19 protein-coding genes, 1 tRNA gene and 1 pseudogene are annotated in these 23,353 nt (G+C 70.3%); 9 read left to right on the plus strand and 12 right to left on the minus strand.

Annotated features, from left to right (window positions below; genetic code table 11):
- The 5 genes and pseudogenes from VFQ84_RS12215 to dtd form a co-directional block, all read right to left on the minus strand.
- A pseudogene (locus VFQ84_RS12215) lies at positions 1–635 on the minus strand (hypothetical protein); the annotation flags it as partial.
- Between the two features lie 580 nt (positions 636–1,215).
- Positions 1,216–1,470, minus strand: coding sequence for a hypothetical protein (locus tag VFQ84_RS12220; protein WP_325131915.1), 255 nt, complete (start codon positions 1,468–1,470; stop codon positions 1,216–1,218).
- 167 nt (positions 1,471–1,637) lie between these two features.
- Positions 1,638–1,713, minus strand: a tRNA-Ile gene (locus tag VFQ84_RS12225).
- Positions 1,714–1,809: 96 nt separating this feature from the next.
- The gene (rpoD, locus tag VFQ84_RS12230; RefSeq protein ID WP_414637046.1) at positions 1,810–3,657 is read right to left on the minus strand and encodes an RNA polymerase sigma factor RpoD; all 1,848 of its coding nucleotides are present in this window, start codon (positions 3,655–3,657) and stop codon (positions 1,810–1,812) included.
- 107 nt (positions 3,658–3,764) lie between these two features.
- Positions 3,765–4,202 (minus strand): D-aminoacyl-tRNA deacylase, encoded by a 438-nt coding sequence (gene dtd, locus VFQ84_RS12235; RefSeq protein ID WP_325131916.1) that lies wholly within the window; start codon positions 4,200–4,202, stop codon positions 3,765–3,767.
- Positions 4,203–4,254: 52 nt separating this feature from the next.
- Here dtd and VFQ84_RS12240 point away from each other — a divergent pair, with 52 nt between their 5' ends.
- From VFQ84_RS12240 to VFQ84_RS12250, 3 genes are read left to right on the plus strand one after another with little or no spacing between them, the layout of a single operon-like run.
- The gene (locus VFQ84_RS12240; protein ID WP_325131917.1) at positions 4,255–5,166 is read left to right on the plus strand and encodes a lipid A biosynthesis lauroyl acyltransferase; all 912 of its coding nucleotides are present in this window, start codon (positions 4,255–4,257) and stop codon (positions 5,164–5,166) included.
- Positions 5,167–5,171: 5 nt separating this feature from the next.
- Entirely contained in the window at positions 5,172–5,681 is a 510-nt protein-coding gene (locus VFQ84_RS12245) for a PH domain-containing protein (RefSeq protein ID WP_325131918.1), read from the plus strand.
- Positions 5,665–7,182, plus strand: coding sequence for a PH domain-containing protein (locus VFQ84_RS12250; protein ID WP_325131919.1), 1,518 nt, complete (start codon positions 5,665–5,667; stop codon positions 7,180–7,182). Before VFQ84_RS12245 ends, VFQ84_RS12250 begins: the two co-directional genes overlap by 17 nt.
- On the opposite strand, the gene VFQ84_RS12255 is transcribed toward VFQ84_RS12250, so the two are convergent.
- The 6 genes from VFQ84_RS12255 to def form a co-directional block, all read right to left on the minus strand.
- Positions 7,157–8,614, minus strand: coding sequence for a potassium transporter TrkG (locus tag VFQ84_RS12255; RefSeq protein ID WP_325131920.1), 1,458 nt, complete (start codon positions 8,612–8,614; stop codon positions 7,157–7,159). The genes VFQ84_RS12250 and VFQ84_RS12255 overlap by 26 nt on opposite strands.
- On the minus strand, positions 8,614–9,993 hold the full coding sequence (gene trkA, locus VFQ84_RS12260; protein WP_325131921.1) for a Trk system potassium transporter TrkA: 1,380 nt from the start codon (positions 9,991–9,993) through the stop codon (positions 8,614–8,616). Before trkA ends, VFQ84_RS12255 begins: the two co-directional genes overlap by 1 nt.
- Positions 9,994–10,087: 94 nt before the next feature.
- Positions 10,088–11,752 (minus strand): glycosyltransferase family 39 protein, encoded by a 1,665-nt coding sequence (locus tag VFQ84_RS12265; protein ID WP_325131922.1) that lies wholly within the window; start codon positions 11,750–11,752, stop codon positions 10,088–10,090.
- Between the two features lie 71 nt (positions 11,753–11,823).
- Positions 11,824–13,143 carry a 16S rRNA (cytosine(967)-C(5))-methyltransferase RsmB gene (rsmB, locus tag VFQ84_RS12270; protein WP_325131923.1) on the minus strand — a complete coding sequence of 440 codons (1,320 nt, stop codon included), beginning with the start codon at positions 13,141–13,143 and terminating at the stop codon, positions 11,824–11,826.
- A complete protein-coding gene (gene fmt, locus VFQ84_RS12275; protein ID WP_325131946.1) occupies positions 13,140–14,060 on the minus strand; it encodes a methionyl-tRNA formyltransferase in 921 nt (306 codons plus the stop codon). Before fmt ends, rsmB begins: the two co-directional genes overlap by 4 nt.
- A 7-nt stretch (positions 14,061–14,067) precedes the next feature.
- Positions 14,068–14,574, minus strand: coding sequence for a peptide deformylase (def, locus tag VFQ84_RS12280; protein ID WP_325131924.1), 507 nt, complete (start codon positions 14,572–14,574; stop codon positions 14,068–14,070).
- Between the two features lie 137 nt (positions 14,575–14,711).
- On the opposite strand from def, the gene VFQ84_RS12285 reads away from it, so the two are divergent.
- The 5 genes from VFQ84_RS12285 to VFQ84_RS12305 all read left to right on the plus strand — a co-directional run bounded on the left by VFQ84_RS12285 (position 14,712) and on the right by VFQ84_RS12305 (position 20,930).
- The gene (locus VFQ84_RS12285) at positions 14,712–15,818 is read left to right on the plus strand and encodes a LysM domain-containing protein (protein WP_325131925.1); all 1,107 of its coding nucleotides are present in this window, start codon (positions 14,712–14,714) and stop codon (positions 15,816–15,818) included.
- A 64-nt stretch (positions 15,819–15,882) separates the two neighbouring features.
- On the plus strand, positions 15,883–16,998 hold the full coding sequence (dprA, locus tag VFQ84_RS12290) for a DNA-processing protein DprA (RefSeq protein WP_325131926.1): 1,116 nt from the start codon (positions 15,883–15,885) through the stop codon (positions 16,996–16,998).
- A gap of 35 nt (positions 16,999–17,033) precedes the next feature.
- Positions 17,034–17,507 carry a DUF494 family protein gene (locus tag VFQ84_RS12295; protein WP_325131927.1) on the plus strand — a complete coding sequence of 158 codons (474 nt, stop codon included), beginning with the start codon at positions 17,034–17,036 and terminating at the stop codon, positions 17,505–17,507.
- Positions 17,508–17,589: 82 nt separating this feature from the next.
- Positions 17,590–18,255: a GYF domain-containing protein gene (locus tag VFQ84_RS12300; protein WP_325131928.1), complete on the plus strand. Its 666-nt coding sequence runs from the start codon at positions 17,590–17,592 to the stop codon at positions 18,253–18,255.
- 176 nt (positions 18,256–18,431) lie between these two features.
- Positions 18,432–20,930: a DNA topoisomerase I gene (locus tag VFQ84_RS12305; protein WP_325131929.1), complete on the plus strand. Its 2,499-nt coding sequence runs from the start codon at positions 18,432–18,434 to the stop codon at positions 20,928–20,930.
- A 21-nt stretch (positions 20,931–20,951) separates the two neighbouring features.
- Here the strand turns inward: VFQ84_RS12305 and VFQ84_RS12310 are convergent, their stop codons facing one another.
- On the minus strand, positions 20,952–22,529 hold the full coding sequence (locus VFQ84_RS12310) for an amidohydrolase family protein (RefSeq protein ID WP_325131930.1): 1,578 nt from the start codon (positions 22,527–22,529) through the stop codon (positions 20,952–20,954).
- Positions 22,530–22,579: 50 nt separating this feature from the next.
- Between VFQ84_RS12310 and VFQ84_RS12315 the strand changes: the two genes are divergently transcribed.
- Complete coding sequence (locus tag VFQ84_RS12315) at positions 22,580–23,161, plus strand: DUF4124 domain-containing protein (protein WP_325131931.1); 582 nt, start codon at positions 22,580–22,582, stop codon at positions 23,159–23,161.
- The last annotated feature ends 192 nt before the right edge of the window (positions 23,162–23,353 follow it).

Below are 23,353 nucleotides of genomic sequence, written 5' to 3' on the forward strand. Positions count from 1 at the left end.
ACGGGCGTCGCCGCCGGCGGGCGCGGGGTGGCGGGCGCCGGCGCGGCCGCCGGAGCGGTAACCGCAGCGGTTTCGCGCGCGCGCTGCTCGGCGAGCAGGCGTTCGCGTTCGGTGGCCGCGGCCTGCTCGGCGGCCTGCACCTCGCGCAGCTTGGCGGCTTCGGCCTCGGCGATCAGGCGCCGCGCGGCGTTGGCTTCGGCGGCGGTGATGCTTTCGCGCAGGCGCGAGAGCGCCGGGGCGCTGGCGTCGGCGCGCTCGATCAGCCCCAGCAGCCGGCGGGCTTCGACGAAATCCTCGCGGCCGACGGCCTGCTCGCTGGCGATCACCGCGTAGGGCAGCAGCTCCATCAGCGCCGTGCCGATCGCGGCGTCCTGCGGGCGTAGCGCACGCAGCGCCAGGTAGTACTCGATGGCATTGTCGCCGGCCGGCGCGTAGACGCGCTGGCTCGCCATCGCCTCGCGCACGGCCTGGCGCAGGCCGGCCTCGTCGGTGGGCGCTGCCGGGACCGAAGCCGCGGAGCTCGCGGGCGAATCGAGCGCCGGGGCCGCCTCGGGCGTGGCCGCCGGATCGGAACAGGCGGCCAGCAGCAGGGACAGGGACGACGCCAGGGCGACAGCGCGCAGGGGGGCGGGCATGGGGAAGTTCCTTGTAATCGAGCCCGCTAGCCTAGCGGGCCTGCATGACCGGAATGCGGCAGCACGGGGTGGTGCCCACCAGCAACCACATAGGACCCCCAACCAATTGATTAGGCTGCATTTAATCAGACGAAATGCTCCGCGTTACTCTCACTCTTACTCGCTTTCCTTTGGGCTGCAACGGCCGGAATGAGTCGACATAGGGCCCGAGATGGTCCGGCCGAGCTACGACTTCTTCTCACCTGCCCTGCGCACCGCAAGCTGCCAACCCCCGGCCGGGTCATCGTCGCAGCAGTCGTTGTAGCGTTGCCGACCCGACGCGGTTTTCCGCCACCGATGGCGGTTTCTCCTTACACGGCACGGGGTTGCGAGGGCATGGACCATGCCGGGCAGTGTACCCGGCAAAAATCCCTTGAGACGGTGTTCTGCGCACGAGGGTGGAGGCGGTCCAGAGCGCTTCTTATAGCGGCTGAAAGTGGACTGGACCAAGCGCAGCGATCAAACGCCTCTTGCTAGTTCGTGTCGTCGTCGCGGGCGCGTGGAACAATGCAACAGCCGCCGCCCGCGGAACGAGCATGGATCACATCAACCGCAGGCCTGTAAGAATCAAGGCCGCACCAATGGCCGAGGCAACTAGGCTCTTGCTACCTTCTCCTACGAATATGGCAGCCGAAACCGCGCTCGCGGCTAGCGAAACTACGACTACTCCCAACGCACCCAGCGCCATCATCTCAAGAGGCGGAAAGTGAGGACTCTGGAATGCGAAGGCAAGCGCGCCAAGTACAACGCTTGTCTGAAGGAACAATGTGGCCCAGCGCTTGAAGTAGGTTTTCATCGTTAGCCCGTCGTAGGTCCGTAGATCGACTCGTAGAAGTATGTGTTGACGAATCCCGCACGGCCTTCCTCTCTGACCGCGTCCAGGAACGCGGTCAGCTGTCCACTAAAAGCTGGGAACTCCACTTCAATGGATCGCGCAATCCGGGACACCCTCGGATGCCAATGTGGTGGGCCCACCAGGACTCGAACCTGGAACCAAGGGATTATGAGTCCCGTGCTCTAACCATTGAGCTATAGGCCCGCTGTGGCGTTGGCATCTTAAATGGAAACGGCCGCTTTCGCGGCCGTTCTCCCCTCTCCCCGGCCCTCTCCCGCAAGGGGAGAGGGAGCAAGGCGCTTACTCGAGGTCGAGGAAGCTGCGGAGCTGCTCCGAGCGGGTCGGGTGGCGCAGCTTGCGCAGGGCCTTGGCTTCGATCTGGCGGATGCGCTCGCGGGTGACGTCGAACTGCTTGCCGACTTCCTCGAGGGTGTGGTCGGTGTTCATGTCGATGCCGAAGCGCATGCGCAGCACCTTGGCCTCGCGCGGCGTCAGGCCGGCGAGCACGTCGCGCACGGTTTCCATCAGGCCGAGGTTGGTGGTGGCCTCGATCGGGGACTCGATGCTGGTGTCCTCGATGAAGTCGCCCAGGTGCGAATCCTCGTCGTCGCCGATCGGGGTCTCCATCGAGATGGGTTCCTTGGCGATCTTGAGCACCTTGCGGATCTTGTCCTCCGGCATCTCCATCTTCTTCGCCAGCTCTTCCGGGGTCGGTTCACGGCCCATTTCCTGCAGCATCTGGCGGGAAATGCGGTTGAGCTTGTTGATCGTCTCGATCATGTGCACCGGGATGCGGATGGTGCGCGCCTGGTCGGCGATCGAGCGGGTGATGGCCTGGCGGATCCACCAGGTGGCGTACGTGGAGAACTTGTAGCCGCGGCGGTACTCGAACTTGTCCACGGCCTTCATCAGGCCGATGTTGCCTTCCTGGATCAGGTCGAGGAACTGCAGGCCGCGGTTGGTGTACTTCTTGGCGATGGAGATGACCAGGCGCAGGTTGGCCTCGACCATTTCCTTCTTGGCCTTGCGGGCCTTGGCCTCGCCGTAGGCCATCGCGCGGTTGATCTCCTTGATGTCCGGGAGGGTCAGCCACAGCGACTGCTCGATGCCGACCAGCTTGTGCTGCTCGGCGATGATCAGGTCCTTGTACTCGCGCATGCCCGAGGACCACTTCTGCTTGCGCCGGATGACGTCGTCGGCCCAGTCCAGGTTGACCTCGTTGGTCGGCCAGGCGCGCAGGAAGTCCTTGCGCGGCATCTTGGCGTTGCGGGTGCAGATGTCGAGGATGCGGCGCTCGTGTTCCTTGATCGAGTTGACCACTTCGCGCAGCTTGCGCACGAACGCGTCCATCAGCGCCAGCGGCAGCTTCAGGCGCAGGAACTCGGCGGCCATTTCCTCGCGGACCTTGATCGACTTCTTGTCGGTCGCGCCGTACTTGGCGTGGGTCTTCTGGAACTTGGTGTACAGGCCCTTGAGCGTGTCCATCCGGCGGCCGACCTCGGCCGGGTCCGGACCGGTGTCGACGACGGTCTCTTCCTCGTCGGCGCCCTCGACCTCGTCGGTCTCCTCGTCCTCGGAGATTTCCTCGACGGCGGCGACCGGGATCACTTCCTCCGGCTCTTCGATGTCGAGGAAGCCGACCACGACCTCGTTCAGGCGCTTCTTGCCCTCGAGGTGCTGGTCGTAGTCCTCGAGCAGCAGCTGGATCGACCACGGGAAGCTGGCCAGCGAGGCGTGGACCTGGTTCAGGCCCTCCTCGATGCGCTTGGCGATCGCGATCTCGCCCTCGCGGGTCAGCAGCTCGACCGAGCCCATCTCGCGCATGTACATGCGCACCGGGTCGGTGGTGCGGCCACCCTCGCTGTCGAGCGCGGTGAGCGCGGCGGCGGCTTCTTCGGCGGCGGTGTCGTCGGAGTCACGCTGCGACGAGGAATCGGAGAGCAGCAGCGTCTCGGCATCGGGCGCGACTTCGTGCACCTCGATGCCCATGCCGTTGATCATGCCGATGATGTCTTCGAGCTGCTCGGCGTCGACGATATCGTCGGGCAGGTGGTCGTTGACCTCGGCATAGGTCAGATAACCCTGCTCGAGGCCCTTGCTGATCAGCTGCTTGATTTCGGACTGCTGAGCCGGACGATCGTTGGCCATTGAGGCATCCCGCGACTGGGAAAATGGAACCGCGCAGTATACAGGAGCCGCCGGCCCTTAGCTAACCTTTTGATTAACCTAGGGAAAACGGAACGCCCCGGAGGGGCTCAGGACTGCAGTCGGAAGGTCACCGGGCCGTCATTGACCAGGCTGACCACCATGTGGGCGCCGAAGCGGCCGGTTTCAACCCGCGGATGCCGGGCCCGGCACAGGGCCAGCAGCCGCTCGAAGCCGGTCCGCGCCGCTTCCGGCGTGGCCGCGGTGCTGAAGCCGGGCCGCATGCCGCGGGAGGTGTCGGCCGCCAGGGTGAACTGGCTGACCAGCAGCAGGCCGCCGCCGGTGTCGGCCAGGGAACGGTTCATGCGGCCGGCGTCGTCGGCGAAGACCCGGTAGCCCAGCAGGCGCTCGACCATGCGCCCGATCCGCGCCTCGTCGTCGCCCGGCTCCACCGCCACCAGCGCCAGCAGGCCGGGGCCGATCTCGCCGACGGTTTCGTCGTCGACGCGGACGCGGGCTTCGGTGACGCGCTGGATGAGGGCGATCATGGCGCGAGTTTAAGGCGCGCGGCGGCCGCCGGGCATCCCTTACACTCCGGCCATGCCGCCGATTTCCCTCGCCAGCCGCCTGCTGTTCGCCGTCGCCTGGTGCCTGGGGCGGCTGCCGCTGTCGCTGCACCAGCGCCTCGGCGATGCCCTGGGCCGCTTCGCGCACTGGCGCGACACGCGCGAGGCGCGGGTGGCGCGCCGCAACCTCGAGCTGGTCGAGCCCGGCCTGGACGCCGCCGCGCGCGAGGCCGCGGTCGCCGGCATCCTGCGCGCCACCGGCCGCAACGCCTTCGAGACGCTGCGCATCTGGACCCGGCCGCGTGCCGACAACCTCGCCCTGGTGGCTTCGGTGGTGGGCGAGCCGCACCTGGCGGCGGCGATGGCCGCCGGGCGCGGCCTGGTCCTGGCCGCGCCGCACTACGGCAACCTGGAGCTGGTGATCGAATTCATGGCCGCGCGCGGCCCCTTCGCCCTCGTCTACCGGGTGCCCGACAGCCGCGTCGGCGACGGCTTCCTGCGCCTGGCCCGCGGCGGCGAGAACATCACCCTGGTGCCGGCCGAAGGCAACGCCATGCGGCCACTGTGGAAGGCGCTGAAGGCCGGCGGCGTGGTCGGCATCACGCCCGACCAGCAGCCCAAGCTGGGCGCCGGCGAGTTCGCGCCCTTCTTCGGCCGCCAGGCCCTGACCCTGAGCCTGATCCCACGCCTGGCCGAGCGCAGCGGCGCGGCGGTGCTGTTCGCCTTCGCCGAGCGCCGCGAGGACGGCCGCTTCGACCTGCACTTCGCGCCGGCCGAGGCCGCGCTGGGCGGCGCCGACATCGCCGCCGCGACCGCCGCGATGAACGCCGGCGTCGAGGCGATCGCCCGGCGTGACTTCAGGCAATACCAGTGGACCTACAAACGCTTCACGCTGCGGCCACCCGGCTCCGGTGAAATCGACCCCTACGGTCCTGAATGCAGGTGAATCCCTTGGACGACACGCCCCTCCCCGCCGCCTGGACCACGCCCGACGACTGGCAGCCGCTGCCGCCCGCCGCCCTCACCGTGTCGGGCCTGGTCGGCGCCCTGGTCGCGATCCCGTTCTGCCTCGGGTCCGGCGTGCTCGGCAGCGCCCTGCTCGATGGCTGGCCGGCGCGCATCGGCGCGGCGCTGCTGCTGTTCGCGGGGGTGGCGGCGCTGGGCGCCTGGATCGGCCGCGCCCGTGCGCGCCGCACGCACTGGAAGCTCGACGCCCGCGGCCTGCAGGTGCGGCGCGGCCTGGTGTGGAAGCACGAGCTGCTGGTGCCGCGCTCGCGCGTGCAGCACCTGGACATCGAGCGCGGCCCGATCGAGCGCCGCTTCGGGCTGGCCACGCTGGTGGTGCACACCGCCGGCACCCGCATGCACGCGCTGCGCCAGCCTGGCCTCCGCGATGCCGACGCGCTGGCCCTGCGCGACGCGCTGCTGCCGGAGGCGGACCGCGATGACGACTCCCTCTGAGGGCGTGGTCGCCGGCGGCGACGAGCGCCGCCTGCATCCGTGGTCGTGGCTGTTCGTCCTGATCCAGCAGCTCAAGAGCTTCGCGCTGCCGCTGGTGGTGCTGCTCTTCACCGGCCGCGGCAACAGCTGGGAACTGTGGGGGCTGGTCGGCGCCGGCGTGCTGGTGCTGGTGTCGCTGGCGCAGTACTTCACCTACCGCTTCCGGGTCGACGGGGAAGGCATCGTCATCCGCAGCGGGCTACTGCAGAAGAGCCTGCGGCACATCCCGTTCCAGCGCATCCACAACGTGGCGCTGCACCAGACCCTGCTGCACCGGGTGTTCAAGGTGGCCGAAGTGCGGCTCGAATCCGCCGGCGGCATGAAGGCCGAGGGCGAGATGCGCGTACTGTCGCTGGCCGACGCGCACGCGCTGGAGGAACTGGTGCGCAGCCACGGCCGCGACGCCCCGCGCGCGCCCTTGCCCGGCGACGCGGCGCCGGAAGCCGCCACCCACACGCTGCTGGCGCTGCCCACCTCCGAGGTGGTGCGCCTGGGCCTGATCTCCAACCGCGGCATGCTGATGGTGGCCGCGGTCATCGGCGTGATCGCGCAGTCGGGCGGCGAGATGTTCGGCGACGGCATCGAATACGTCGCCGACCACGCCGCCGACTGGTCGCGGGCCTATGCGCTGGGCGTGGCCGGGACCGTGCTGGCGCTGGCGGCGATGCTGGTGTTCGCGCTGGTGGCGCTGCGGCTGCTGTCGGTGGTGCTGGCGCTGCTGCAGTACCACGACTTCACCCTCACCGAGACCGGGCGCCGGCTCAGCGCCCAGCGCGGCCTGCTCACCCGCGTGCGCGCCAACATGCCGCGCTCGCGCATCCAGGCCTGGAGCCTGCGCGAAAGCCTGACCCACCGCTGGCTGGGACGGCAGGGGCTGCGCGTGGACAGCGCCTCGATCGAAGCGGTCAATGACCAGCGGTCCCTGCGCGACCTGGCCCCGGTGGCCACGCCCGAGGCGATGGTGGCGCTGATCCGCCACCTGCTGCCCGGCCACGCCTGGCCACTGGCGCAGTGGCGCCCGCTGCATCCCAAGGCCTGGCGCCGCCAGTTCACGATCCCGGCGCTGTTCGCGCTGGCGCTGGCGGGCGGACTGACCTGGCTCAATGGGCCCTGGGGCCTGTTGGCGCTGGCGCTGCTGCCGGTGTTCGCGCTGCGCGCGGTGGTCTGGGCCCGGTACGCCGCCTACAGCCTCGAGGGCGGCCTGGTGGCGGTGCGCGAGGGCTGGCTGGACAAGTCCTGGCGCTTCGCCGAAGTGCGCAAGCTGCAGTCGCTGCGCCTGGCCCAGTCGCCCTTCGACCGGCGCCACGGCATGGCCAGCCTGCTGATGGACACGGTCGGCGCCAGCCCGTTCGAACCGCCGCTGCGGGTGCGCTACCTGCCCGAGGCCGAGGCGCGGGCGCTGCGCGACCAGCTGGCGGCGGCGATGGACGCCGCCGCTACTCCCGCCAGAATGCCGGCGTAAGCAGCACGAGCAGCGAAAACACTTCGAGCCGCCCCAGGATCATGGCCAGGGTGCCCAGCCACACGGCGCCGTCGCTGACGTCTGCGAAGTTGCTGGCCACCGAACCCAGGCCCGGGCCGAGGTTGGTCATGGTGGCGACCACGGCGCCGAACGAGGACGTGATGTCCAGGCCGGCCAGGTTCATGCCCACCATCAGCAGCACGAAGCACAGCATCCAGATCGCGATGAAGCCGCTCACCGACAGCACCACGCTTTCGGATACCCGGCGCCCGCCCATCTTCACCAGGAACTGCGCCTTGGGGTGCACCAGCTGCTTGATCTCGCGGTAGCCCTGGCGCACCACCATCACCACGCGCGCCACCTTCAGGCCGCCGACGGTGGAGCCCGAGCAGCCGCCGATGAAGGCCACGCCGATCACGATCAGCGGCGCCGCGCCCGACCACTGGTCGAAGCCCGACACCGCGAAGCCAGTGGTGGTGATGCTGGACACGACCTGGAAGGTGGCGAAGCGGAAGGCTTCGCCCAGGTGCGCGTAGTCGCCGCCGAACCAGATCATCAGGGTCACCAGCACGCTGGCGCCGATGACGATGCGGATGAAGGAACGCAGCTCGGAGTCGGTGGAATACACCGCCACCGACGCACGCCGCCAGGCCACGAAGTGCAGGCCGAAGTTGACGCCGCCCAACAGCATGAAGGCGACCGCGGTCCACTCGAGGATCGGGCTGTTCCAGACGCCGAAGGCCGCGTCATAGGTCGAGAAGCCGCCGGTGCTGACGGTCGACATCGCGTGGCAGACGGCCTCGAACACGGTCATGCCGCCGAACCAGAACGAGATCGCGCACAGCACGGTGAGGCCGAAGTACACCGCCCACAGCGCCTTCGCGGTCTCGGCGATGCGCGGCGTCAGCTTGGTGTCCTTGGTCGGGCCCGTGCTCTCGGCGCGGAACAGCTGGGTGCCGCCGATCTTGAGCATCGGCAGGATCGCCACCGCCAGGATCACGATGCCCATGCCGCCCAGGAACTGCAGCAGCTGGCGGTAGAACTGCACGCTCGCGGGCAGGTCGTCCAGCCCGACGATGACGGTGGCGCCGGTGGTGGTCAGGCCCGAGGTGGCCTCGAAGATGGCGTCGGTGTAGCTGAGGTAGGGCGGGCCGTGCACGAACGGCAGCGCCGACACCAGGCTGGCGAAGACCCAGGTCATGGTGACGATCAGGAAGCCGTCGCGCAGGCGCATGTCGTAATTGACGTTGCGCACCGGCACCCACAGCCCGACGCCGATCAGCAGGCTGACCATGAAGCTGCCGAAGAACACCTGCGGCGTGCCCTGCTCGCCCCAGGCCAGCGCCAGGAACGCCGGCGGCAGCTTGGTCAGCGACGACATCACGATGATCACGCCGATGATGCGCTGGATGGCGCGGAAACGCTGGCTCATCACAGCCAGGTCGCCCCGGTCTGGAACAGCGCGCTGACCTGCGCGATCTCGCGCTTGTCCATCACGAACAGGATGACGTGGTCGCCGGGCTCGATCACCACGTCGTGGTGGGCGATCAGCAGCTTGTCGCCGCGCACCAGGCCGCCGATGGTGGTGGCCGGCGGCAGCTCGAGCTCGTCCAGGCCGCGGCCGATGACCTGCGAGGTGCGGCGATCGCCGCGCACCACGGCTTCGATCGCCTCGGCGGCGCCGCGGCGCAGCGAGTACACCCGGGCCGGCGCGCCTTCGCGGATGTGCGCCAGCAGCGCGCCCAGCGTCACCAGCTGCGGGCTGACGGCGATGTCGATGCTGCCGCCCTCCACGAGTTCGGCGTAGGACGGCCGGTTGATCAGAGAGATCACCCGCGGGCAGCCCATGCGCTTGGCCAGCATCGCCGAGAGGATGTTGGCCTCGTCGTCGTTGGTCATTGCGCAGTAGACGTCGGTCTGGTCGATGTTCTCCTCGCGCAGCAGGTCCTCGTCGGCGCAGTCGCCGACCAGCACGATCGAGTTCAGCAGGTCCTCGGCGATGCCGCGTGCGCGTTCCTTCGAGCGCTCGAGCACCTTCACCGAATAGCGCGACTCCAGGCTGCGGGCCAGGTTGCGGCCGATGTTGCCGCCGCCGGCGATCAGCAGGCGGCGCGCCGGGCGCGGGTCGACCCGGCGCAGCTCGCTCATCACGGTGAGGATGTTCTTGCGGTCGGCGAGGAAGAACACCTCGTCGTCGACCTCGATCACGGTGTTGCCCTCGGGCTTGACCGGCTTGCCGTTGCGGAAGATGGCCGCGACGCGGGCGTCGACGCCGGTGGGCAGGTGTTCGCGCAGCTCGCGGATCTCGTGCCCGACCAGGGCGCCGCCGGGCACGGCGCGCACCGCCACCAGCTGGGCGCGGCCGTCGGCGAAGTCGAGCACCTGCAGGGCGCCGGGATACTCGATCAGGCGCTCGACGTGGCGGCAGACCAGCTGTTCCGGGCTGATCGCGGCGCTGACCGCGGAATGCTCGGGATCGGCCAGCGAAGCCACGTCCAGGTACTGCGCCTCGCGCAGGCGCGCGACCCGGGTGGGCGTGCGGAACTGGTGCTGGGCGACCTGGCAGGCGATCAGGTTCACTTCGTCGCTGGAGGTGACGGCCACCAGCAGCTCGGCCTCGTCGGCGCCCGCCTGCGACAGCACGTTGGGCAGCGAGGCGTGGCCGACGACGGTGCGGATGTCGAGCTTCTCGGCCAGCTCGCGCAGGCGCGCGTGGTCGGTGTCGACGACGGTGATGTCGTTGTTCTCGGAGGCCAGCGAGGAAGCCACCGAACTGCCGACCTGCCCGGCACCGAGGATGAGGATCTTCATTGACGCCGTGGCCTTGTCTTCGAATGGGGCAGGAAACGCGTCCGGCCAGGCCGGACGGCGCTAGTGTACCCGCGGCCGGCGCGGGTGGCCCGCTTCAGGGGCAGCCGGCCACTTCGGCGGCATCGAGCAGCCACCAGTCGCGGCGATTGGCGGTGCCCAGGCGATGGGCCGCGTCGAAGTCCGCGCAGGCCAGCATCTCGCTGCGCTGGACCAGCAGCCGGCGGCCCTCCGGCGCCTCGCGCAGCCAGGCCAGCGCCCGCGTGAACTGCTCCGGCACCGGCTGCCGGAAGCCGAATTCGGCCACCGGCCCCACGGCCTGCAGCAGCTGCTGCTCCTTCCAGTCGACCAGCCCGATGACGGTATCCGGCCCGACCTGCGCGCGCGCCTGCACCATCAGGCCGCGCGCCGAATTCTCGTCGTCCAGCAGCGGGTGGACCACCAGTCCGTAGCCGCCCCACAGCAGCCCCAGCGACAGGGCGCAGGCGCCCAGCGCGCGCCGCGCGCGGCCCAGTGCACCGGCCGCCAGGCCGACGGTGCCGACCGTGGCCAGCATCCACCACAGCCAGCGCGCCTCGTCGCCCAGCCCGCGCTCGGCGACGAGCTTGCGGGCGAAGCCGGGGTCGGACACCAGCGCCGCCACGCCTGCCGCCAGAAGCAGCGCGGAAAAGACCAGCACGAAGGCCAGCACGGTGCGCCGGAATCCGTCGCGACGCGAGATCGCATCCAGGAACGGGGCCGCCGCCAGCGCCAGCCCGGGCAGCGCCGGCAGGATGTACATGTCGCGCTTGCCGGCGCTGGCGCTGAAGAACAGCACCACCAGCACGGCCCAGGCCAGCGGCAGCCAGACGCGCGCGTCGCGCTGACGCCACGCGTCGCGCCACGGCCCCAGCAGCCAGGGATAGGCCAGCGAGAACGGCAGCCAGAACAGCAGCACCACCTCGCCGAAGTACCAGAACGGTTCGGTGTGGTGCCAGGGATCGACGTAGCGTTCGGCGGTCTGCTTGAGCAGGATGTTGCGCAGGTAGGCCTCGTGTTCCGGGTTGCCGCTGGTGAAGGCAACCACCAGCACCGGCCCCAGCCACAGCACCACCGGCGCCAGCACCGCCGGCACCAGCAGCGCCCAGCGCAGCCCGTTGCCCTGCCCCAGCGGCGCCAGCCCGTTCCAGCCGCGCCGCGCCATCAGCGCGAACGGCAGCAGCGCCAGCAGCGGCAGGAAGCCGACGCCCTTGCTGATCACGCCCAGCCCGGCCGCGAACCCGCCGAACCACAGCCAGCGCCAGGCCGGACCCAGCAGCAGGTGCCGCAGGATCCCGTACAGCGACAGCGTGGTGAAGAACACCAGGGTCGGATCGATCTGTGCGCGCTTGGCCTGGTAGATGAACTGGAAGCACACCAGCACCGCCGCCGCGGCCCACAGCCCGGCGCGCGGCGACCACAGCCGGCTGGCCAGGTCGCGCACCAGCGCCAGCGTGCCCAGGCCCGCCAGCAGCGAAGGCAGCAGGAAGCTCCAGCGCCAGCTGCCGACCGCCGCGTAGACCAGCGACAGCAGCCAGAAATACAGCGGCGGCTTGTCGGGATAAAGCTCGGCGCCGCGGTGGGGGAACAGGAAGTTCCCGCTCTCGATCATCTGCTTGGCCACCAGCACGAATCGCGGCTCGTCGGCGGGCCAGGGATCGCGCAGGCCGTAGCCCGCCGCCAGCACCACGAAGGCCAGCAGGAAGAAGATCCAGGTGTCGCGACGATCGGCGGCGTTGTCCATGGCGAAAACTCTATCAGTCGCCCGTGTGCCCCGGCACGGCCGCGGTCAACCGCCCGGGGCCGGGCGCGGCCTTAGCCGGCCTTCTGCAGCAGGGCGTAGAAGAAACCGTCCATGCCGTCTTCGCCCGGCAAGCGCTGGCGACCGGCGCCACTGGCTCGACCGAAGCGGTCGTCCAGCGGCCGCGCGGCAGCGTCCGGGTGTGCCGCCAGGAAGTGGTCGACCTGGCCGGCATTCTCGGCGACCAGCACCGAGCAGGTCGCGTACAGCAGCCGCCCGCCCGGCCGCAGCAGCGGCCAGAGCGCCTCGAGCAGGCGCGCCTGCTGCGCCACCAGCGCCGGGATGTCGTCGGCGCGGCGATGCCATTTGATGTCGGGCTGGCGGCGGATGATGCCGGTGGCCGAACAGGGCGCATCGAGCAGGATCGCGTCGAACGCGCGGCCGTCCCACCAGGCCTCGGGCACCGCCGCGTCAGCGACCTTCACGTGCACGCGCGGCGAGTCCAGGCCTTGTCGCTGCAGGGTCTCGGTCACGCGCTCGAGCCGGCGCGCCTCGATGTCCAGCGCGGTCAGCTCGCCGTCGCCGGCGAACAGCCGCTCGGCGATCTGGGCCGATTTGCCGCCCGGCGCCGCGCAGGCGTCCAGCACGCGTTCGTCCGGGGAGGGCGCCAGCGCCAGCACGGCCAGCTGGGCGGCGCCGTCCTGCACGCTCAGCGCGCCGGTGTGCCAGAACGGCAGTCGTTCGACCGGGATCGGATCGTCCACCCGCGCGGCGTTGGGCAGCAGCGGCAGGGTCGCGGCCGACAGGCCGTCTTCGCGCAGCGAACGCATCAGGCGGTCGATGCCCAGCTGCCCCGGGTTCACCCGCAGCCACATCGGCGCGGGGCGGTTGTTGGCGGCCAGCACGGCCTCGGCGTCGGCGGGCCAGTCGGCGCGGAGCGCGGCGACCAGCCAGTCCGGATGGCTGCTGGCGATGGCCGGGTCGCGGCTGGCCGGCAGCGGCTCGCGGCTGGCGCGGCGCAGCAGCGCATTGACCAGGCCCACCAGCGGCGGGCGGCCCAGTTCGCGGGTGGCCTCGGCGGTGGCGCCGACCGCGGCATGCGCCGGCAGCCCCAGCGCATCGAGCTGGGCCAGGCCGGCCAGCAGCAGGCAGTGCACGGGGAAGTCGCGCGCCGCCAGCGGCTTGGCCAGCCACTGCGACAGGGCGTAATCGTAGCGACGGCGATGGCGCAGCACGCCGAAGCAGATCGCTTCGAGCAGGGCGCGGTCGCGCGGATCGGCGACGTTGGGCAGCGCCTGGCCCAGCATGGCCTTGAGCGACCGGCCCTCGCCCAGCACGGCCGCCAGCACGCGGGCGGCGCGGGCGCGCAGGGCGGCGCCGGCGGGGGAATTCATGGCGTGCGCAGCGCCGGGCGGGCGTTGAGGTAATCGGCGGCCGCCATCGGCCGGCCGCCTTCGCGCTGTACCCGCAGCAGGCGCAGGGCGCCGTCGCCGCAGGCGATGTCGATGCCGTCGCGGCCGGCGGCCAGCACCGTGCCCGGCGCCGCCGCGTGCGCCAGCTCGCGCGCGCTGGCCGCATGGATGCGCACGCGCTCGCCGGCGAGTTCAGCCTCGGCCACCGGCCAGGGATCGAAGGCGCGCACGCGGTTGGCCAGCTCGCGGGCCGGCCGCGACCAGTCCAGCCGGGCCTCGGCCTTGTCGAGCTTGTGGGCGTAGGTGACGCCTTCGACCGGCTGCGGCTGCGGGATCGGGCGCATGCCGGCGCGCAGCAGCTTCAGGCCGTCGCCCAGCACTTCGGCGCCGAGCGCGGCCAGGCGATCGTGCAGGGTGCCGCCGGTGTCCTCGGCGCTGATCGGCGTCGACAGCGACAGCAGCACCGGGCCGGTATCGAGGCCCTTTTCCATCTGCATCAGGCACACGCCGGTCTCGGTGTCGCCGGCTTCCAGCGCGCGCTGGATCGGCGCGGCGCCGCGCCAGCGCGGCAGCAGGGAGGCGTGCACGTTCCAGCAGCCCAGGCGCGGGATGTCGAGCACGGACTGCGGCAGGATCAGGCCGTAGGCCACCACCACCATCAGGTCCGGCTGCAGCGCGCGCAGCTGCTCGCGCGCGGCGGCGGTCTTGAAGTTCTCGGGCTGGTACACGGGCAGGCCGCGGGCCAGCGCCTCGACCTTGACCGGCGAGGCGGTCGGCTGGCGGCCGCGTCCGGCCGGGCGATCGGGCTGGGTGTAGACCGCCACCACCTCGTCGCGGCCGGCGGCGGCGCGCAGGCAGGGCACCGCGAAGCCGGGGGTGCCGGCGAAAACGATGCGCAGGGCCACCTCAGGCGGCGCCGGCGCGCTGCTGCTTGGCCAGCTTCTTGCGAACCTGCTCGCGCTTGAGCGGCGAGAGGTAGTCGACGAAGACCTTGCCGGCCAGGTGGTCCATCTCGTGCTGGATGCAGACCGCCAGCAGGCCGTCCGCCTCGATCTCGAAGGCCTGGCCGTCGCGATCCAGGGCCCGGACCCGCACCTGGTCGGCGCGGGACACATCGGCATAGATGCCCGGGACCGACAGGCAGCCCTCCTGGTACACCTGGCTGCCCTGGGACGCGAGGATCTCGGGGTTGATGAAGACCATTGGCCTGCTTTTGTCCTCGCTTACGTCCAATACCAGCAGGCGCAGGTGGACATCGACCTGGGTCGCGGCCAGGCCGATGCCGGGCGCGTCATACATGGTCTCGAACATGTCGTCGACCAGGCGACGGATGGCGTCATCGACCTGCGCGACCGGTTTGGCGACCGTTCTCAGGCGCGGATCGGGGAATTCGAGGATCGGGAGCTTGGCCATGTACTGTGAGATAGGGAGGACGGGATCCGACCTCAAGGGCCGGGCGGTCATTATAGCCCGGGTGGGCTTGCATTCATGGACGGTATTTGGGCTATAGTCGCCCAACCTGTCCGGGGAAAATCAGGTGGATAGCCGCCATGCTTAAACGGCTTCTTGCAGTTACTGCTGCCATGTTGCTCACCATCGCCACTGCCGCTGTCGCGGCGGAGCTTGCCGGCGGTCATCCGACTACCTACACGGTCAAAAAGGGCGACACCCTTTGGGACATTGCCGGTCGCTTCCTCAAGAAGCCCTGGCTGTGGCCCGAGATCTGGCAGGCCAATCCGCAGGTCAAGAACCCGCACCTGATCTACCCGGGTGACGTGCTCAGCCTGGTCTACATCGACGGCAAGCCCGTCGTGCAGGCCGAGGGCCCGCGCATCGGCGAGGCGGTCGACACCATCCCGCTGGCCGAGATCGAGCCCTTCCTGAAGCAGTTCACGGTGCTGGACGACGTCAAGTCGCTGCCGCACGTGGTCGGCCTCGAGGAAGACCGCCTGCGCTCGGCCGCTGGCCAGCTCGTCTACGTCCGCGGCCTGCAGGGCGCCCGTCCGGGCCAGCTGGTCGACCTCGCCCGTCCGATCAACGTCTTCGGCGGCGGCAAGGGCAAGCGCATCCCGGGCTTCTCGCGTCTCGACGAGCGCGGCGACCGCGGCCACGGCCACTGGTCGACCCCGATGGGCTTCGGCGAAGCCACCGGCGAGACCCTCGGCCACGAGCTGCAGCTGCACGCCAGCGGTGAAGTGACCCGGGTCCAGGGTGACGTCGCCGTGGTCCTGCTGCGCGACGAAGGCCGCGAGATCCGCGTCGGTGATCGCGTGCTGGCGCCGGAAGCGCAGCCCTACGACCTGCAGTTCATGCCGCGCGCGCCGGACAGCATCCCGGACAATGCCCGCATCCTGGCGGTCGCCGACGGCATGGGCGCCGGCCCGCGCTACGTCGTCGCCCTGTCGGTCGGCGCCCGCGACGGCATCCGCAACGGCCACACCTTCTCGGTGTGGAGCGAGGGCGCCCTGCGCCCGGACACGACGGCCCATCGCAACGCGATGGCCGCCCGCGGCGACCGCGTCCAGATGCCGGATGACTTCCTGGGTCACCTGATGGTGTTCCGCACGTTCGACAAGGTCAGCTACGCGCTGGTGATGGACGGTATCCGCCCGATCACCCAGGGCGACGTGCTCAAGCATCCGGACGCGTCCGAATAAGACGGCACGACTCGCATAGTTCCTACATCGCGGCGCCTTCGGGCGCCGCGATGCTGTCGGGGCCTTGGAACCCGACCACGCCCTCCTGATCCTCGCCCGCGCCGGCCTGCCCGGCGCCCTGCTGCGCAGCCTGCTCGACAGCCAGCCCGACCCCGTGGCGGCGCTGGACGCGGCCCGCCATGGCGCCGGCCTGGCGCTCTCGGCCGAGCAGCGGCAGGCGCTGTGCCGTCCGGATCCGGCCCGACAGGCGGCCGATCGCGGATGGGCCGCGGCCCCCGGCCATCACCTGCTGGGTTGGCAGGACCCCGACTATCCGGCGCTGCTGCGCCGCTCGGCGGCCCCGCCGGCCATCCTGTTCGTGGCCGGCGACCCGGGCCGGCTGTGGCATCCCCAGGTGGCCGTCGTCGGCAGCCGCCGGCCCAGTGCCGGCGGTCGCGACCGGGCCCGCCGCTTCGCCGCCGCCCTGGCCGGCGCGGGCTGGGCGGTCACCAGTGGCCTGGCCGAAGGCATCGATACCGCCGCCCACGAAGCCGCCCTGGCGCGCGGCCAGACGGTGGCGGTGGTCGGCACCGGGCTCGATACCTGCTATCCCGCCGGCAACGCCGCCCTGATGGCGCGGATCGCCGCCGCCGGCGCCGTGGTCAGCGAGCACCCGCCCGGCACCGACGCGCTGGCCAGCCATTTCCCCAGCCGCAACCGCATCATCGCCGGCCTCAGCCTGGGCACCGTGGTGATCGAGGCGGCGCTGCGCTCGGGCGCCCTCATCAGCGCCCGCCTGGCCGCCGAGGCCGGCCGCGAGGTCTTCGCCCTGCCCGGCTCCATCGACAATCCCACCGCCCGCGGCTGCCACCGCCTGATCCGGGAAGGCGCCGCCTTGGTCGAGTCGCCCCGGGAGGTGATCGAGGCCCTCGCGCCCCTGGCCGCCAGCCTCGCCGATTCGCTCCGCGGGCGCCTCCAGGCAGCCCCGTCCGAGCCGGTCCGGCGGTCAGCGCAGCGACAGGAAACCGGCGACGACGACCACAACCGGCTGTGGTCCGCGCTTGGCCACGACCCTACCGGCATGGATTCCCTGGTCGAGCGGACAGGATTGACGGTGGCCGCCCTGTCCTCCATGCTGCTGGTCATGGAGTTGGAAGGGCGCGTGGTCGTCGACAACGGTCGCTATGCCCGCCGCCCCTGACCTTCCCAACGCGCCCCGGGCGCAGGCTGAGGGTAATGAAAGAGACCATACTGGACGTCCTGCTGTACCTGTTCGAGCACTACTTCTACGACGACCCCGACGCCGTCCGGGACCGTGATTCGCTCCAGAACGGCCTGATCCAGGCCGGCTTCAGCCCCGCGGAAATCAACAAGGCCTTCGACTGGCTGGACGAACTCGCCCGCCAGCGCCCGGCGTCGACCGCCGCGCGACTCGACACGCCGGTCCGCGTCTACGCCGAGCCCGAGCTGGACCGGCTGGACATCGAGTGCCGCGGCTTCCTGATGTTCCTCGAGCAGAGCGGCGTCATCGACGCCGACCAGCGCGAGCTGGTGCTCGACCGCGTGATGGCGCTGGACCAGGACGAAGTGGACGTGGACGACCTGAAGTGGGTCGTGCTGATGGTGCTGTTCAACCAGCCGGGCTCGGAAGCCGCCTACGCGTGGATGGAAAGCCAGATGTTCGAGGACGAGCCCGAGCCGGTGCACTAGCGCCGGCCTTGGCGGACACGGCGCCCGGCCCCGGCCGGGCGTTTTCAATGGGGAAGGCCGCCGCGCGGCAAGGGGTAGACGCATGAGCACCTGGTTCTACGTGGACAACGCCCGCAATCGCCAGGGTCCGGTGGAGGCCGAGGCCGTGGCCGCCGCCTTCGCGGCCGGCCAGGTCAACGACGACAGCCTGGTCTGGCGCGAGGGCCTGGCCCAGTGGGCGCCCCTGCGCCAGTTCCGCGACGAGCTGGGCATGGGCCCGCCGGCGATGGGGCCGGCCGCCGTCGCCGCGCCGTCCCTGCCCGGGATGGCGCCCAGGAAAAGCAACACCGGCTGCCTGGTGATCGGCCTGGTGGTGGGCGTGGGCGGGCTGATCATGATGGCCATCCTCGCGGCCATCGCGCTGCCGGCCTACCAGGACTACGTCGTCCGCTCCAAGCTGACGATGGCCTATTCGCAGGTCCGCGCCGTGATGCTGCCGGTCGCCGAGTACCAGCAGACCCACGGCCGCTGCCCGACCTCGCTCGAGGAACTGGGCGTGCCCCGCCCCAGCACCGCCAGCGGCCCGCTGGAGGTCGAACTGGTGGCCCTGGACGCGTCCCGCTGCGTGATCGAGGTGCCGCTGGACGGCCTGCACAGCCACCCTTCCCTCGCCGGCCGGCGCCTGTACCTGACCCTGGACGAGACCGGCAACGTGACCTGCAGCACCGACCTGGACTCCTCCCGGTACGCCCCGACCGGCTGCCAGTAACCCGCCCCCGGCTGGGGTCCCGCCCGGGCCCCGGCCACCCCGCCCCCGCCGGCCCGGCTTGACAGTGGCCGCCGGGGTGGTGCCTTAATGAAAAAGAAGACCCCCGGCCCGCGACCCCCGCGGGCCGCGCCATCTGGGCGCCCCGAAGCGCGCCCCAGCGGAGCAAACCCCCGGCCATGGCCAAGAACCTCCTCATCGTCGAGTCGCCCGCCAAGGCCAAGACGATCAACAAGTACCTGGGCAAGGACTTCCACGTCCTGGCCTCGTACGGCCATGTCCGCGACCTGGTGCCGAAGGAGGGCGCGGTCGACCCCGACCACGGCTTCGCCATGCGCTACGAGCTGATCGAGAAGAACGAGAAGCACGTCGAAGCCATCGCCAAGGCCGCCAAGGGCGCCGAAGCCATCTACCTGGCCACCGACCCGGATCGCGAGGGGGAGGCCATCAGCTGGCACATCTCCGAGATCCTCAAGGAGCGCGGCCTGCTCAAGGGCCGCGACCTGCACCGGGTCGTGTTCACCGAGATCACGCCCAAGGCGATCAAGGCGGCGGTGGAACACCCCCGCCAGGTCGCCGGCGACCTGGTCGACGCCCAGCAGGCGCGCCGCGCGCTGGACTACCTGGTCGGCTTCAACCTGTCCCCGGTGCTGTGGCGCAAGGTGCAGCGCGGCCTGTCCGCCGGCCGCGTGCAGTCGCCGGCGCTGCGCATGATCGTCGAGCGCGAGGAGGAGATCGAAGCCTTCGTGCCGCGCGAGTACTGGTCGATGGAGGCCGAGCTCAACCACCCGCAGCAGTCCTTCACCGCGCGCCTGGTCAAGCTGGACGGGCAGAAGTTCGAGCAGTTCACCCTCACCGAGTCCGCCGCCGCCGAGGCGGCGCGCGCGCGCCTGGTCAAGGCCGCCGGCGACGCCCTGCGCGTCACCGACGTGGTCAGCAAGGAGCGCAAGCGCCGGCCGTCGCCGCCGTTCATCACCTCGACCCTGCAGCAGGAGGCCGCACGCAAGCTCGGCTTCACCACCTCGCGCACCATGCGCGTGGCGCAGAAGCTGTACGAGGGCGTGTCGATCGGCGAGGAAGGCTCGGTCGGCCTGATCAGCTACATGCGTACCGACTCGGTGAACCTGTCGGTGGACGCCGTGGTCGAGATCCGCGACGTCATCGCCCGCGATTTCGGCACCCAGGCGGTGCCGGACAAGCCCAACGAGTACAAGTCCAAGTCCAAGAACGCCCAGGAAGCGCACGAGGCCATCCGCCCCACGTCCGCCCTGCGCACGCCGGCGTCGATCGCCAAGTACCTCGACGACGACGGCCGCCGCCTGTACGAGCTGATCTGGAAGCGCACCGTCGCCTCGCAGATGGTGCCGGCCACCATGAACACCGTGTCGGTCGAACTGGCCGCCGGCAGCGAACACAGCTTCCGCGCCAGCGGCACCACCGTGATCGACCCGGGCTTCCTGGCCGTTTACGAGGAAGGCAAGGACGCCAAGTCGGCCGAGGACGATGACGAAGGCCGCAAGCTGCCGCCGATGAAGACCGGCCAGGCCGTGCCGCTGGGCAGCATCCACACCGACCAGCATTTCACCGAGCCGCCGCCGCGCTTCTCGGAAGCCTCGCTGGTGAAGACGCTGGAGGAGTACGGCATCGGCCGGCCGTCCACCTACGCCAGCATCATCCAGGTGCTGCAGAACCGCGAATACGTCTACCTCGACAACCGCCGCTTCCGTCCCAGCGACGTCGGCCGCGCGGTGGCCAAGTTCCTCACCGGCCACTTCATGCAGTACGTGGACTACGACTTCACCGCCAAGCTCGAGGACGAGCTCGATTCGGTGGCGGCGGGCGAAGCGGCCTGGGTGCCGCTGCTCGAGCGCTTCTGGAAGCCGTTCAAGGCGACCATCGACGAGAAGAGCGAGTCGGTCGACCGCTCGGAGGCCACGGGCTCGCGCGTGCTCGGCGTCGACCCGAAGTCGGGCAAGCCGGTGTCGGTGCGCCTGGGCCGATACGGGCCGTTCGCGCAGATCGGCACCGCCGAGGACGAGGACAAGCCCAAGTTCGCGTCGCTGCGGCCGGGCACCAGCATGCACACCATCACGCTGGAGGAGGCGCTGCCGCTGTTCAACCTGCCGCGCAGCCTGGGCCAGCACGAAGGCAAGGACGTCACGGTCGCCATCGGCCGCTTCGGGCCGTTCGTGAAGTTGGGCGACACCTACGCCTCGCTGGGCAAGACCGACGATCCGTACACGATCGACTTCGAGTCCGCGGTGGAGCTGGTGCGCGCCAAGCTCGAGATGATCGCCAACCGCACCATCAAGGTGTTCCCGGGCACCGAGATCCAGGTGCTCAACGGTCGCTACGGCCCGTACATCACCGACGGCGAGAAGAACGGCAAGATCCCCAAGGACCGCGATCCCGCCAGCCTGACCCAGGACGAGTGCGTGGCGCTGCTGGCCGAGGGCAAGCCGGTGCGCAAGGGCGGCCGCTTCGGCAAGAAGGTCGCGAAGAAGGCGACCAAGAAGGCCGTGAAGAAGGACGCCGCCGCCGAAGCCGCGCCGAAGAAGGCGCCGGCCAAGAAGGCCGCCAAGAAAGCCACCAAGAAAGCGGCGAAGAAGGCGACCAAGAAGCCCGCCAAGAAGGCCACCGCCAAGAAAGCGGCGAAGAAGGCGACCAAGGCCGCCTGACCGCCGCCCCGCGCGGCCCGGTCAGTCGCCGGGCTGCGCGTAGCGATCGATGCCGCGCCGCGCCTTTTCCTCGGCCACCTTGCGGCGCACGTCGGCCAGCAGGGCCGGCGCGTCGAACACCAGCCCGCCCTTGATCGTGTAGCGCACCCCGCCGACCCGGTGGGCGCGACCGTCTTCGCCCAGGCGGATGTGGCCGTTGCCGTAGAGCACCTTCAGGTTGGCCAGCGGGTTCTCCGACAGCACCACCAGGTCGGCCAGCTTGCCCGGCTCGACCGACCCGAGGCGATCGTCGGCGCCCAGCACCTCGGCGCCCGACAGCGTGGCGGCGCGGATCACTTCCAGCGGATGGAAGCCGGCCTCGCGCAGCATCTCCAGCTCCTCGATGGTGCCGAAGCCGTAGGTCTTGTAGATGTAGCCCGAATCGCTGCCGACCGTGACCCGGCCGCCGCGGTTCTTGTAGTCGTTCACGAAGGCCATCCAGCGCCGGTAGTTGTCGCGCCAGGCCACCTCCTCCTCGCTGCCCCAGTCGAAGAAGAAGCTGCCGTGGTTGCCGCGGTTGGGGGTGAAGAAATCCCACAGCGCCGGGTGCGTGTAATCGTCGTGCCAGTCGGCGCGGCGGGCGCGCATCAGGTCGCGGCTGGCGGCGTAGATGTTGAAGGTCGGGTCCAGGGTGAAGTCCAGCGCCAGCAGCTCGGTGATCACCGCCTCGTAGCGCTCGCTGCCTTTTTCGCTGGCCTGCGCCCAGAGCTTGCCGGCCTCGCCGAAGCGGTCCTGCTCGTCGAGGTAGTTGTAGCCGGCCGGGTACTGCTGCACGGTCTGGCCTTCGAACAGCGCCTCGGGCAGGCCGTACCAGTGCTCCATCGTGGTCAGGCCCCAGCGCGCGGTGGTCAGCACGTTGACGCGGGCGACGTCGAGCTGGGCGTGGTGGCAGGCGCTGCCCATGCCCTGCTTCTTGAGTTCGTCGAACACCGCCTCGAGGATGTCGGGGCGGTAGCCGAAGCACTTCATGCCCAGCGCGCCGCGCGCCTTCATGTCGCGCACCCACTGCCGGCCCTGCTCGGGCGTGGTGATCGGGGTATCCCGGCCCTGGCCGAAGAAGGCATACGGGAACAGGCGCGGCGCGGTGATGGCGTTGCGTTCGCTGCGGCGCTGCTCCGACACGCACCAGTCGATGCCGTTGCCGCAGCCCGGGTCGCGCACCGAGGTGATGCCGTGGCCGAGCCAGAGCTTGTAGACGTACTCGGCGTCGACGCCCTGTTCCTCGCCGCCGATGTGGCCGTGCAGGTCGATGATGCCCGGCATCACGAACTGGCCGGCGAGATCGATCTCGCGGCCGCCGGGCTTGAGTGCCGGCCGGCCCTTGGGGTCGATGGGACGGTTGGCACTGCCGACGATGCGCACCTCGCGGATGCGGTCGCCTTCGATGACGATGTCGACCGGCCCGTAGGCCGGGGCGCCGGTGCCGTTGATCACCGTGACCCCGCGCAGGATCAGCTGCGGGTAAGGGCCCTCGCCTTCACGGCGGTCGGGCGCGGCGGGAATGGCGGCCTGCGCGAGCGGCGCAGCCAGCAGGGCAAGGATGAACAGCAGGCGCATCATGGCGTGTCCCCGGGGTGGCGGTGGCGGGGATGCGGGGGGAGAATCCCGACATGCGCCCGGTCCTGATCGCCAGCTTAGCGAGTTTGCTCGCCCTCGTCGGCCCGTCCGCCGCCGAGGAATTGACGGTCTATCGCTGCCAGGACGCCGGCGGCCGCGTGACCCTGCAGGACGAGCCCTGCCCGAGTGGCCAGCAGCAGTCCACCCGCAGCATGGTGCGGCCGCGCGACCCGGCGCCGGCGCCCGCCGCCCCCAGGCCCGCGCCCGCCCCCGAACCCGCCGAGGCGCCGCCGCCCGAGGCCGACTACGCGCTGCCCTTCCCGCCGCCGCCGCTGTTCCAGTGCACGGACTTCGACGGCAGCGTGCGCTTCAGCGAGGACTACGACCCGAACACGCGCTGCGTGCCGCTGCCGGTCCTGGGCTACGACGTGCGCGGCTCCAGCGCCGCCGCCGGCACCTGCCGCTGGGTCAGCGAATCCTGCCTGCGCCTCGATGACGATGCCGCCTGCGAGCAGTTCAAGAAAAAACTCAAGCAGGCCCGCTCCGACGCCCTGCACGCCTTCAGCGACACCGCCGCCTATCGCAAGTCCGAGCTCAAGCGCCTGGACGCGATCGTGGCGGAAAGCTGCCGCTGACCCGGGCTCGGGGCATTTAAATGCTTTTGAACGCGGATAAAATCTGATGAACACGGATAAACACGGATGAAGCATTCTGAGTTGGGCTTTCGCATTCTGCTGAAACTGGCGGTGCCACCCCTTTAGCTCTGCTCTATCTGTGTTTATCCGTGTTCATCAGATTTTATCCGCGTTAAAAAATCTTCCCGTCCC

This window comes from Arenimonas sp. (genome assembly GCF_035721105.1).
GTDB lineage: Bacteria > Pseudomonadota > Gammaproteobacteria > Xanthomonadales > Xanthomonadaceae > Arenimonas.

Coding starts and splice junctions, on each gene's coding strand:
- VFQ84_RS12220 (WP_325131915.1), bottom strand. CDS start 1,470: ATGAAAACCTACTTCAAGCGCTGGGCCACATTGTTCCTTCAGACAAGC.
- rpoD (WP_414637046.1), bottom strand. CDS start 3,657: ATGGCCAACGATCGTCCGGCTCAGCAGTCCGAAATCAAGCAGCTGATC.
- dtd (WP_325131916.1), bottom strand. CDS start 4,202: ATGATCGCCCTCATCCAGCGCGTCACCGAAGCCCGCGTCCGCGTCGAC.
- VFQ84_RS12240 (WP_325131917.1), top strand. CDS start 4,255: ATGCCGCCGATTTCCCTCGCCAGCCGCCTGCTGTTCGCCGTCGCCTGG.
- VFQ84_RS12250 (WP_325131919.1), top strand. CDS start 5,665: ATGACGACTCCCTCTGAGGGCGTGGTCGCCGGCGGCGACGAGCGCCGC.
- VFQ84_RS12255 (WP_325131920.1), bottom strand. CDS start 8,614: ATGAGCCAGCGTTTCCGCGCCATCCAGCGCATCATCGGCGTGATCATC.
- trkA (WP_325131921.1), bottom strand. CDS start 9,993: ATGAAGATCCTCATCCTCGGTGCCGGGCAGGTCGGCAGTTCGGTGGCT.
- VFQ84_RS12265 (WP_325131922.1), bottom strand. CDS start 11,752: ATGGACAACGCCGCCGATCGTCGCGACACCTGGATCTTCTTCCTGCTG.
- rsmB (WP_325131923.1), bottom strand. CDS start 13,143: ATGAATTCCCCCGCCGGCGCCGCCCTGCGCGCCCGCGCCGCCCGCGTG.
- def (WP_325131924.1), bottom strand. CDS start 14,574: ATGGCCAAGCTCCCGATCCTCGAATTCCCCGATCCGCGCCTGAGAACG.
- VFQ84_RS12285 (WP_325131925.1), top strand. CDS start 14,712: ATGCTTAAACGGCTTCTTGCAGTTACTGCTGCCATGTTGCTCACCATC.
- VFQ84_RS12295 (WP_325131927.1), top strand. CDS start 17,034: ATGAAAGAGACCATACTGGACGTCCTGCTGTACCTGTTCGAGCACTAC.
- VFQ84_RS12300 (WP_325131928.1), top strand. CDS start 17,590: ATGAGCACCTGGTTCTACGTGGACAACGCCCGCAATCGCCAGGGTCCG.
- VFQ84_RS12305 (WP_325131929.1), top strand. CDS start 18,432: ATGGCCAAGAACCTCCTCATCGTCGAGTCGCCCGCCAAGGCCAAGACG.
- VFQ84_RS12310 (WP_325131930.1), bottom strand. CDS start 22,529: ATGATGCGCCTGCTGTTCATCCTTGCCCTGCTGGCTGCGCCGCTCGCG.
- VFQ84_RS12315 (WP_325131931.1), top strand. CDS start 22,580: ATGCGCCCGGTCCTGATCGCCAGCTTAGCGAGTTTGCTCGCCCTCGTC.